This window comes from Intestinirhabdus alba (assembly GCF_009711095.1).
GTDB classification, from domain to species: domain Bacteria; phylum Pseudomonadota; class Gammaproteobacteria; order Enterobacterales; family Enterobacteriaceae; genus Intestinirhabdus; species Intestinirhabdus alba.
The window spans coordinates 90,873-102,326 of the sequence record NZ_WMJZ01000018.1 but is presented as its reverse complement, the minus strand read 5'-3'; the positions used below and the strand labels follow the sequence as shown (position 1 = coordinate 102,326).

Below are 11,454 nucleotides of genomic sequence, written 5' to 3'. Positions count from 1 at the left end.
CCGTGAGGACAGAAACTGTCTACCGGAGCGTGGTCACTCCAGCGTGATAACCTGCGTAAAGCTAAACGCAACCAGAGGTGACCACCAGACTTGCATTACCCCCCTTGAATATACTCCCTCCATACAGCCCCGCTGAGACTGTTTCACGAGCAATAAAACGATTATCTTTTATTTTTGCTTACAACTTCGTTTATTGCTTCTTTAAGCTCACCTCTGGACCATTTCTTGAGCCTGCCACGAATAGACACTTCTCTTCTTCCAGTATCATTCTCCCATTTATCCGGATTAATATTTTTATCATACTCACAGAGATATGGAATTATATATTCAAAAAATCCCTCCTTGCTTTTCCATCCATCAGCAGGAGTATCCTTTAAGGAAGAAAAATTCTCAATACAAATAACAACACAAGGCTTCAAGTGCTCAAGATCTTGCAGTTTATTCTTCCCTCCCATGCTAGAATTCATTTTTCGGCATATGTTATCGAAATCACGTCTGAATCTATGATACTCCTGTGATTCTGTTCTATCATTACATGAAATGCAGCTATTAATATAAGAAAACGCATCAAGCAGGAATTCACAGCTCTCTTTTTTATTACCTGAATCATATAGAAATTGTGCCCAATAAAAATCTTCAACAGCCATAGAGATATATAAAGATTCATATTGTGCACCATATAATCTCGCAAGCCCTGTCAGTTTATGACCAACTATGTCGCTACGATTTTTATCCCGAACTTCCTCATACGTTTTCTTATAGACTAAAGGCTTCTCAACCATTATCCCATGAAGATTTATAAACTCCTGTGAGTACCGAATATTATCACTACAAGATCTATCAAAGTCAGGTTGATACTGTTTTTTAGCCAATTCAATAATTTTAAACTCTTCAATTTTATCGCGAGCGCTTTGCCTGTACGTACGCAGAATATCCTGGCATTCCCCTTTGTTTTCAGCTTCAAGTTTCCTTCCCAGCTCAAGAAACTTGTCTTCAAAGGCGGCACAAAGCTGTAGATATAAAGCATCAAAAATCACACTCACACCTTTCATGAAAAGTAAACCCCATCAAGTAAATTCATTCACATTTTACTTCGAGTGTATGTGGAATTCGGCTTTGTCGGCAACATGAGCCTACCTGAACAAACGCATACGAAGGAAGCCTATATGTTACAAAATTGCCCATCCTCACATACAGCCGGTTACGCAAACATTCCTGATTCACTGAGGATCCTGAGGCTAAAAGATGTCATAAAAAAAATGGGGATCTCACGCTCAACCATATACGACTGGCTTAACCCAAAATCACCACGCTACGACGAAACGTTCCCAAAACAAAAACGCCTGGGAAGGCAATCCGTCGGCTGGCTTGAGTCTGACCTGAATGAATGGTTAATGCGACCCTAGATATCATTTTACCGCATCACATCAGCAAACCGGAGGCAATGCCTCCGGTTCGCGCCACAAAATCACATATCTCCCCGTAATTCAAATGCAAAAAAAAACAGACCTGTACTACCGCAGTGAATACCTTGCAGCGATGTTGCTGTATCGATTTTTTTCATTGCGGAGGCTACATGTCTGATTTCACAGAACGGGGCATTAATGTCCTGAAGCAACATTTATCCATTCTTCCCGGGCATATAACCAGTATGGTGCTGGAACATATACGCCAGAGCATTCATTACGAACCGGTGATTGGCATCATGGGGAAATCAGGGGTCGGAAAATCCTCGCTTTGCAATGCCCTTTTTGAACATCCTCTCAGCCCGGTCAGTCATGCGGAAGGCTGCACACGTAAACCTTTGCACTTTACCCTAAATGCAGGAGGACGCTGCCTGACGCTGGTCGATCTGCCGGGCGCAGGTGAATCGCTGAAGCATGATGAGATATATCGTCAGATGTATCAGGAACAGTTACCGAAGCTGGATCTCATCCTCTGGGTGATGAAAGCCGATGACCGGGCCTGTACCACAGACGAAGAGTTCCACCGTTTTCTACTGGATTGTGGCGTATCGACAGACAGCATTGTTTTCGTTATCAACCAGGCTGATAAAGCTGAGCCATCGCTGGAATGGGATCGTGAAAAATGCTCTCCTTCAGCAGAGCAACTGATGACGCTCACAGCCAGAAGTGCTGCCGTTTCCCGCCAGTTCTTTACCCCTTACCCGGTGCATGCTGTCTCAGCTAAAACCGGCTACAACATGTCTCGCATGGTAGAAACCATAATTTTTGCCCTGCCACCAGAGGCGACCAGTGGTGTGTTTCGCCAGATCAAAGAAGAACACCGCACCAAAGAATCGGAGACGAAGGCACGAAAGGATTTTGCGGATTTGCTGGGAGAATTATTGAGCAGGATTCTGGAGGCCATTCCACTCCCCAGCGTGATACGTAACGGGCTGGGAGTGCTCAGAGAAGGACTGGAGAATGCAGCTACCGCAATATGGCACTGGTTTTTTTAATACACCTGCCCACTGAGTTACGCCACCGGAGAATTATGAATTTCAGCGACAGGATATGTCGCGCCCTGTTTCACTTTTGTCTTTGAAAGAAATAGTTATTGTTAATCAGCATATTACTGAATTATTTGTCTTCACGTTTTTTCTCAATTCCTCCCGTTATAGCGACATATCCTGACGTGCTCATGATTCATAATAACATCATTGAAAACAGTAAGTTATCCATGGATATTTTTTCTGATGAACAATACATCGACTCGTTATGACCGGTTTGCCATCAGGCTGACACAGATTATCAGCCGGTTACTGTCAGGAGAGTCTCTTGACCTTAAAATCCTGGCAGAAGAGTTTGGAGTATCTGAACGAACGCTACAGCGAGATTTCCACCAGCGACTACTCCACCTTAATATCGTCAGTGAGAATGGACGCTGGCGACTTGACGGGAAACGCTTTACAGACAGTTCGTTAGATGTTCTGGCGTTTATGCGCAACACCGGTATTACTCAATTATTTCCCTCGCCTGACCGCAGGTTGATGCATTACCTCACCGGTGAAACATCCTATTCCCCCTGCCTAATCTGGCCTTCATCGCATTCTGACTCGGTTGTGTCATCAGAATGCTTTCAGCGGCTGATACAGGCGGTCTGTCAGCAAAACCGTATCCATTTGCTGACTGGCGGTGATTCTCACGCAGTCTTTGAACCTTACCGCCTTGTCCACATGGAAGGTAATTGGTATTTAGTTGCCTGTCAGACCGAAATAATCAGGGTTATTCCAGTGGCCAGCATCATTCAGGTGAAGTTAACCACAGAGAGTTTTGTACGCAGGGATGACATCTGCCATCTTACCGCGGATGAGCGATTCATCGCATCCATACCTCATTTCCCTTATATCCATGATGTAATGAATTCGGCTAATCATCGTTCATATAAAAAATATTACACATCAAATAAATAGTATTCAAAGAGGAGCGGCAGCATCAATCAACAATCCCCCCCACTTAATCAGCAGGTTATATGAATATTGTAAAAACGAAAGCATCTTTATTTCTGCTCATGTTGTTGAACTGTTCTTCGCAGGCTAGTCAGGAAAACTGGCATCTAAAATGCACACTTGATACGGGTGAGGTTATGACCCTGAGTCACAAAAAAGACACCGCATATATTAATTTCAAATCACAGGATAAAATTTCAGATAAAGGTAGCACAGTTATCAAACTAGATACAAATTCAGGTGAAGTGCAGCAGTCCATCACAGTAAATGATGTTACTGGCAGCAGAGTCTTTGTATTGCGGGCAACGGGAGAAGCTATAGAAAGCGCTATGGCTATCACTTATGAAGAGTACAAAGGCAAACCTGACGCACGTGTCAGTGTCATGACCCCTATGGGTAAAGAAATTAAAAGTCACGCCTGTCTGACCAATACGATCAATGCCAGGAGCAATTTACTTTATACAGGCATCGAACATGTACCCTTCATTCATTAAAACCAGCTTAAACCGCCTTATCAGGCCTGATTTAGTTAAGGCCACGTAATTTACCAAAACTTCAATAGGAATCACTTATGTCTAAACGAAAAGTACTGACTGGATTGTTTATCAGCTGCCCAATATTTATTCTTGCTGGCTGTGATAATGTATCCGCTTCAGACAATCAGGAAATTATAAAATCACAGGTATTATCAAATATCGATTCAACCAAAACCCTGGGGGCCGCGTTAGAGCATCGTCAGCGATGTGAATCGTTTAAATGGGAAGATGGAGCCGATGAGCATGGACGCCAAACCATTACTTATACGTGTGATATGTCGGCATCTGCGACTAATGATATCTGGAAAAGGGAAATGACTCGGTTTGCTAATGGCTACGCCAGTTTGATTGAAAGCGCAAAGCGCTCTATAGATCAATACAATGAGGCCTGTGTCGCCAATGGAAGTGATCCTTATTGCTTTAAGAAAGAACCAGACAATTCAAAATTGAAAGAAGGTTTAAGCGCCGCAAAAAAATTGGCAGGAAATCAAATCATCAAAGTTAAGCAAGTTATTATCTGGAGCGTTTTGCCTGGTACAGAACACCCCGTCCGACTGCTCTCAGCAAAATATTACTTTGATTTTAATAATGACTCCCAGAGCTGGGCCAAACAACAAGGAGATAACCTTCTAAAAGATATTTACAACAACAATGAGAACAATAACCCAATTATAGGTTTAATCAGCTACAAAGCAGCTAAAGTTAACTGTTCATACAGAGAAATTGCAGCCGCATGCAATTATTTAAAATTGAAACCATGAATAAACAAAGCCTCGGTAAAAAGCAACGAACCTAAAGTTAATAATGACAAAATCATTAACATTAAAATACAGCCCGCTAATGATTTTGTCTTATTTATGCATAAACCAGACACGATGTGAAAAATTATTTAAACCCATTACTGGACGAGATAATTCAACGTGATTTTCATCCGAAGTAAACTCCAGTAACTCACTAACATCACATTTAAAATAATGACAGAGAATGCTTAGCACTGGCAGCTCAATCCGGGTGGCGTTATCTCTCCAGAGCGCTGTGACAGTACTACGGGGAAGACCTGTATCGCGTACCACATCGGCAACCTTTAATCTGCGTTCACCCATCAGTCTGTTCAGGTGGCACCTAATCATCAATCACTCCTGTCATACAGAAAATCAAAATGTCATTCAGCAAAGCATTTTGCTTTACAGAAAATAAAAAGCGGCAGCACGAAACTGACAGTCGACAGGCCTGGGTTAAAATGTTAACCGCAAGGTTTACACTGTTGTAGTCTGTTTTTTCCTATACGGATACAAAGTGTGCTTTTCATGCAGGAAAATTTTCAGGCAATACCCCCCTGCGATTTCTGCTCTTCGGAGCAGGAAAAGCAGAGGAGTAGTTATGCATATCTTATATTAACGATTGATATCAATCAGTTGACTGACAGTGCCGTTACCGTTTTTGTACTTTTTTATATATATCCTACCAATATCCTCAAGATATTTTAACGCTTTGTTATAGCGAACTACATCACGCAGCTGGTAGGGCGCATAACGTCTTAACTCTGACTTTGCAACTGAGTTAGCTCCTGAGAAAGGGCCTGTCATTAACCACTCCCAGAGTCTTTTAGCGTCCTCCTCATCGGAACTCAGGCTGGCAGTCAAAATATTGACTGCTTGTTGGTAATAATATTCCATAATCATAAAAATATAGTTTAGTGTTGCTACATCAATCTCATCACCCTTAAATTCATAAAAAAAGTGCATCAGTGTTGCCAGCCTTACAGCATTCTCAGGAAGCTTTGATAAAATTCCCGGCAGTGCTTCATGCCCTCCTTTCTCTGTTAATATTCTTTGCTCAATTTCATTCTGATATTGAGCAAAGCGATGTTCCGCTTCCACAGAAAAGCGCAGAACGCTGGGAGTGGTTCCGGCAAGCGTTTGTTCAAGTAATTCCTCGACTCGTTTGTTAAATTTATCCAGAACGCTGGTATCTACGTGGACATCAGGTTGATGAGTTCTTATACCCTGCGTTGATGTAGTTACAGACCACAGACAGCGGGCAAAAAAACCATTCCCCTGGACACGAGCACCATGCTTTTTCCTGAATAAAATCAACTCATTTTTCTGCGTGACAATAAGCGTCATTAGCCGTGCATCATCAATGTTCAGTCGATGCCCTTTACGCTCCACATCAACCCCCCCACCATCCCAGAGTTGATTAAAAAGCGGCGTATTACCCATCGCCCGCCCATTAAAAATCACACCGCCTTCATCGGAACTTAAACCTAACGTACCTATGCTTTCAACCAGTCCCTGGATGATAGCCTCAGGTGTCGCATCACTGAATAAAATCTTTGGTCTCTTTGGAGGCTTAGGTTTATTAATGTAATGCTTTCTCAATTTATCCTGTTCAGAAACACTATCACCTCCTTTCTCGATATTTTTCCTAATCTGGCGGGAAATGGTTTTGTTAATGACAGCCCATGACTGCAAATCAGCTTCATAGACTTTTAATTTCTCCTCATAATTCTTAAGTTGCTTTTTCTGAAAGTCTTGTATCGGTTTCTGCAGGAGATTGCACACTGCCGTTTTCCTCTCCCCTGATTCAGCCAGTACAATGCTGTAAAGAGACACAGGACTTCTTCTTCCATCACTGTGTTCAAACATAACCCTACCCTGAGCGCCGAGTGACATTACCGACAACTGTACTCCTGCGATCAACTCTTTCGGTGCATGCGTTTTGGCTTGTGTGGACTGTATTACTTCCTCGAAACGTATTGGGAATGTAAGGTTAAAGAAATTTGTATTAAGTGGGTTCGTGTTCATTTCTATCTCCTGTGAATCCTTTGGATGAAGAGCAGGAGAGCAACTTAAACGTTAAAATTTATGCTGTGAAGCCACCTCAGTGTAATTAGATTGCATCGGACTAAATTAGTTTAAAACATCAATCTGCACGCACCATAGAAATTGAAAATGATTTAACCTAACGACTCTTAATAGTTACTTATCAATCTCTTTATTTATTTAAAAACCCTTTGCTTAACCAGTCTTATAATTCACCGTACCTCTTCACTTAATACTACAACCAAAATTTCGTTCCCCATCTGTGAAACATTTACTTTTCTCTTTTGCAAGATAACTTGAGCGAAATATTAGTTTTCTGTAAGCCTCACTTAGCTTGCCATCTTTTACATTAACGTAATAGCATGGATTTTCAGGTATCTTTACCAACTCTTTATCCTTTGGATAAATTAAACCAATTGCACTCATCCATGCTTCACGAATAATACGAAGCAGTGTTCCTTTATTACCCTCAAACGAACCAAGACTATTAAAAGCATCGCGGTTAAGTAGAAGCAAAACGTGATAGTGTTTTTTATTATTCGTAGGACAGAACTCCCTGGCCCACACAATACGAGATGAAGTTTCACGTACCCGCTTACCTGCCTTTTTCTGTTTGAGCTCATAGTGCTTTATCTTCGCATTGAGTGAAGCATTGAACCGTGAAATTGCCGAGGCATCAGTTCTGGCATAATCATCTGCAAGGAGCATATCGCAGAGGGGCCTGCGTACGGGCATATGAAGCTCCACCCTTATCGCCATCACCCTTGGGTATTCATCCAGTGCTTTATCAATTGTCTGCTCTATCCGTTTTAGCTGATATTTATTTAGTGGCCCATGGGATTTGATATATTTATACTGAATAGTTTCCTGAACCAAATCTGTTATATTGCAATACATATCCTACCCTCACCACTGATTACATCATTTAAATCTTCAATTTTCATTATTAACATACAGTAACTACGTCATGATATTTACTTAGAATAAGTTCTGTTATAACTAACCTGTTATCACTTAACAATAACTCTCACATGATCCCTACATAGACAAACGCCATTAACTATCCACAAATCGTAAAATGACAATAGAAGAAGAAAGCTATTATTTTTGACTAGTTTAGACTTCAACACATGAAACTTTAGTCTGGAGTTATCACATATAATGGATAATGAAAAAACTCAGATAGAATTTAAATCACATCTATATCACCCAACAGAATACAACGTTATTTTATTATCAAAAAAACATACCCCCCTTGCTCCATCATGAACAAGGGGTTTATTTATATTTATTAATAAGGAGTTATTCCATGCGATTAGCAAGCCGCTTTGGTGCGGTCAACCTCATTCGTCGTGACCGCCCATTAACCCGCGATGAACTAGCGCACTATGTTCCGAGTGTGTTCAGCGAAGAAAAACATGAATCTCGTAGTGAGCGATACACCTACATCCCGACCATTTCCCTGCTTGATAACCTGCAGCGTGAAGGCTTTCAGCCATTCTTTGCCTGCCAGACTCGAGTGCGCGACCAGAGCAAGCGAGAGCATACGAAACACATGCTGCGCCTGCGCCGTGAAGGGCAAATCACCGGTAAGCAGGTGCCGGAAATCATTCTGCTCAACAGCCATGACGGCTCCAGCTCATACCAGATGTTGCCGGGACTATTTCGTGCAGTCTGCCAGAACGGGCTGATTTGCGGTGAGAGCTTTGGTGAGGTACGTGTGCCGCATAAAGGCAACGTGGTGGAGAAAGTCATTGAAGGGGCTTACGAAGTGCTGGGGATATTTGACCGGGTGGAGGAGAAGCGCGATGCCATGCAGTCGCTTTTGTTACCGCCACCAGCACAGGAGGCGATGGCGAAAGCGGCATTAACTTATCGCTTTGGTGAAGAGCATCAGCCGGTGAGGGAATCGCAGATCCTTTCCCCGCGCCGCTGGCAGGATGAGAGCAATGACCTGTGGACCACTTACCAGCGCATTCAGGAGAACTTGATAAAAGGCGGGCTATCGGGACGAACATCGAAAGGTAAGCGTGCTCAAACCCGTGCGGTAAAAGGTATCGACGGAGATGTAAAGCTCAACCGCGCTCTATGGGTGATGGCTGAAAATATGCTGCAGCTTGCCTCATGAACCTTTTTATTATCCCTTCCCTCAGGCCTTGCCAATAAACCGGCGAGGCTTTTTGTTTTAAGGAACTGTGATGTCAGAAATCGCATTATCTCCCGCTTTTCCAGTTAACGAACAACGCATTATCCGCCGAGCCCTGAGTCTGCTGGAGAAATATCAGCGCAAGCCGGGAGAGTCATTTACCTCAACCAGCTTCACTAAAACCTGGCTGCAGCTGCAGATGATGGGTCTTGAGCGGGAAATCTTTATCGTCCTGTATCTCGATAACCAGCATCGTTTGCTGGAGCGTGAAACGCTGTTTACCGGCACGCTCAGCCATACAGAGGTACATCCCCGCGAAGTGGTCAAAGCGGCTCTACGCCATAACGCCGCTGCAGTCATTCTGGCCCACAACCATCCATCCGGCGAAACGGAGCCCAGTCAGGCAGATCGGCACATCACAAAGCGGGTAGCGAATGCACTGTCCTTGGTCGAAGTGCGTGTGCTGGATCACCTCGTGGTAGGGGATGACGTGATGTCATTTGCAGAGCGCGGTTGGCTGTAGGTCCGGCAAAATATCAACAAAAGGAAACTTTTATGTCGTTATCTGATTCTCCCTAATGGGGACTGCAAAGTGATATTATCCCCCGCTTTGGCGCAAGGCTGGTACAGGAGGGCAAGCGTCTGCATTACCTGACTGACAGGGCTGGTTTGACAGGGCGCTTTAGCCCGGAGCAACTGCAGAATCTGGATCAGACTTTTCCGCTGTTTATAGGTCGATTGGAAGCAATGCTGCGGTCCGGTGAGCTAAATCCACAGCAGCAACATCAGGTGAACATTCATCTTACGGGTTTAACCTGCATAGCTGATACCCGTGGTAGCTGCGGTTATGTTTACTTTTCTATTTATCTAACCCCGTAACACCTTCTCTCTTCTTCTTTTCTTAGGATTCTACCCATGCACATTTCAACTGTACCGGCCACAGTGCCGGTTTCGTCACGTCTGTCTCCCGTGCAGGTCTGGCAGCAACTGCTAACGTATCTGCTGGAGCACCATTACGGACTGACGCTTAACGACACGCCATTCCATGACAACACGGCCATTGAGGAGTATATCGACGCAGGAATAACGCTTGCCGATGCGGTGAATTTTCTAGTGGAACGTTATGAACTGGTACGCATCGACCGGAAGGGATTTTCATGGCAGGATCAGACGCCATTCCTCAGCGCTACCGATATTCTCAGAGCAAGGCGAGCTACTGGGATAATGAGCACTTAAATAGTGTCAATCTCCTTCCCTATCTCTCTTCCTTTTACTCATCAAAATAGGGTGAAAAAACTTTTAGGCACCTAAATAGGCACCCACAAAAAGTTGAACTAGAATTTCCAAAAGTAAATTCAATGAATTACAAACCCAATTCAGACTCCGCCAGCTAGATCAGGCCGTTTTTCTTTGGGCGTGTGGCACAACTGTGACTCAGGAGTGTACCATATGCCATCAAACAGCATCCCCAATTACCTCTAGAGATACCAAGTAGCTCAGCGGCTTCCTTTCGTGTCAATATTAGCTTTTCCAAGAAGACGTCCATTTATCATTCAATGAGGAGAACATAATGACCCTGGCCCAAAATCAGTAAACCACTCCAGTCTCGTTCGCCGAACGCGGCTGGACATAAAACTAATTTAATTGACGTAACCTCATATCTTTTTGTTTCTTTTCTTACCTCTGCTCTTTCTCAACAATGCTCTCTCTTTAGCTCGCTCTCTCTGCATTTCTTTATTCCATTTTTCAGCTGCAATTGCTGCATCTTCATAAATCCTGTTCTTGGTTGGCATCGATAAAAAGAGTTTTCGAAGAGTTGGAGAGACTTCTAACCTACCCTTATCCATAATGAAAATAAGATGTTTTGACATGAAGTACAATGATAATGAATAGGAGAGAATAGTTATTTGATACCATAACGATTGAATTAAATTAAATTTCCCCCTTGCAATTTCCAAGGTAATATTCAAAAAGTAGGCAGAACCCGCCAAGCTAATGAATGAGAGCATTGCAGCCATTCTCCATGGATATTTTAACTTGCCTATCTTAAAATTAAATAGCTTTAAAAAACCGATGTTACCAAAAAACATAAATCCAAACCCAGCCATGCTGATATCAATAGTTAAATTTGATAACTTTGATAATGTGGTTGTATATATTACAACTGTAAAGAACATGAGGGCAGTTAATGTTAGCAATTCTATCTTGACACTTTGATACAACTGTTTCATGTAAGGCGAGCTTTTATTTATGATCGCCATAAAGAAATCATATATATATACTATTGTAACTACCCACAGTACTGAAGGAAATCCATACTTGTAAACCCCAATTAATATATCCCAAAAGGAGGAGAGAAGATTGGTATTTAGCTGGGGGAATATAAGATAATCTGGAAAAGCATACAGACTCCACAACGTCGAAACAATTATAACTGAAATAATAAAGATTTTCATATAAACCTCATAAAACAAACTTAATCCAGAACTGGCAGCG

14 protein-coding genes are annotated in these 11,454 nt (G+C 42.7%); 9 read left to right on the top strand and 5 right to left on the bottom strand.

From position 1 onward, the window contains the following. Nucleotides 1-161: 161 nt before the first annotated feature. Nucleotides 162-1,052, bottom strand: a complete 891-nt coding sequence (locus GJV78_RS13940) for a hypothetical protein (RefSeq protein WP_155108935.1) — start codon at nt 1,050-1,052, stop codon at nt 162-164. A 114-nt stretch (nt 1,053-1,166) separates the two neighbouring features. Between GJV78_RS13940 and GJV78_RS13935 the strand changes: the two genes are divergently transcribed. The 5 genes from GJV78_RS13935 (at nt 1,167) to GJV78_RS13915 (ending at nt 4,748) form a co-directional block, all read left to right on the top strand. Then, nucleotides 1,167-1,406: a helix-turn-helix transcriptional regulator gene (locus GJV78_RS13935; protein ID WP_155108934.1), complete on the top strand. Its 240-nt coding sequence runs from the start codon at nt 1,167-1,169 to the stop codon at nt 1,404-1,406. A gap of 170 nt (nt 1,407-1,576) precedes the next feature. Then, entirely contained in the window at nt 1,577-2,461 is an 885-nt protein-coding gene (locus GJV78_RS13930; protein ID WP_155108933.1) for a GTPase family protein, read from the top strand. A 237-nt stretch (nt 2,462-2,698) separates the two neighbouring features. Beyond that, entirely contained in the window at nt 2,699-3,415 is a 717-nt protein-coding gene (locus tag GJV78_RS13925) for a helix-turn-helix transcriptional regulator (protein WP_155108932.1), read from the top strand. Nucleotides 3,416-3,474: 59 nt separating this feature from the next. Further along, nucleotides 3,475-3,945: a hypothetical protein gene (locus GJV78_RS13920; protein ID WP_155108931.1), complete on the top strand. Its 471-nt coding sequence runs from the start codon at nt 3,475-3,477 to the stop codon at nt 3,943-3,945. A gap of 77 nt (nt 3,946-4,022) precedes the next feature. Further along, on the top strand, nt 4,023-4,748 hold the full coding sequence (locus GJV78_RS13915; protein WP_155108930.1) for a Clp protease/crotonase-like domain-containing protein: 726 nt from the start codon (nt 4,023-4,025) through the stop codon (nt 4,746-4,748). Nucleotides 4,749-4,838: 90 nt separating this feature from the next. On the opposite strand, the gene GJV78_RS13910 is transcribed toward GJV78_RS13915, so the two are convergent. The 3 genes from GJV78_RS13910 to GJV78_RS13900 form a co-directional block, all read right to left on the bottom strand. Next, entirely contained in the window at nt 4,839-5,117 is a 279-nt protein-coding gene (locus GJV78_RS13910) for a helix-turn-helix domain-containing protein (protein WP_155108929.1), read from the bottom strand. 264 nt (nt 5,118-5,381) lie between these two features. After that, nucleotides 5,382-6,794, bottom strand: a complete 1,413-nt coding sequence (locus GJV78_RS13905; protein WP_155108928.1) for a YfjI family protein — start codon at nt 6,792-6,794, stop codon at nt 5,382-5,384. Between the two features lie 243 nt (nt 6,795-7,037). Continuing rightward, on the bottom strand, nt 7,038-7,709 hold the full coding sequence (locus tag GJV78_RS13900; protein ID WP_155108927.1) for an inovirus Gp2 family protein: 672 nt from the start codon (nt 7,707-7,709) through the stop codon (nt 7,038-7,040). Between the two features lie 412 nt (nt 7,710-8,121). On the opposite strand from GJV78_RS13900, the gene GJV78_RS13895 reads away from it, so the two are divergent. The 4 genes from GJV78_RS13895 (at nt 8,122) to GJV78_RS13880 (ending at nt 10,194) form a co-directional block, all read left to right on the top strand. After that, nucleotides 8,122-8,940: a DUF932 domain-containing protein gene (locus GJV78_RS13895; protein ID WP_155108926.1), complete on the top strand. Its 819-nt coding sequence runs from the start codon at nt 8,122-8,124 to the stop codon at nt 8,938-8,940. Nucleotides 8,941-9,010: 70 nt separating this feature from the next. Beyond that, entirely contained in the window at nt 9,011-9,481 is a 471-nt protein-coding gene (gene radC / locus GJV78_RS13890; RefSeq protein WP_155108925.1) for a RadC family protein, read from the top strand. 62 nt (nt 9,482-9,543) lie between these two features. Next, entirely contained in the window at nt 9,544-9,837 is a 294-nt protein-coding gene (locus GJV78_RS13885) for a type IV toxin-antitoxin system YeeU family antitoxin (protein ID WP_230979141.1), read from the top strand. Between the two features lie 36 nt (nt 9,838-9,873). After that, nucleotides 9,874-10,194, top strand: coding sequence for a TA system toxin CbtA family protein (locus GJV78_RS13880; protein WP_044268602.1), 321 nt, complete (start codon nt 9,874-9,876; stop codon nt 10,192-10,194). 419 nt (nt 10,195-10,613) lie between these two features. Here the strand turns inward: GJV78_RS13880 and GJV78_RS13875 are convergent, their stop codons facing one another. Continuing rightward, complete coding sequence (locus GJV78_RS13875) at nt 10,614-11,414, bottom strand: hypothetical protein (RefSeq protein WP_155108924.1); 801 nt, start codon at nt 11,412-11,414, stop codon at nt 10,614-10,616. Nucleotides 11,415-11,454 lie beyond the last annotated feature (40 nt).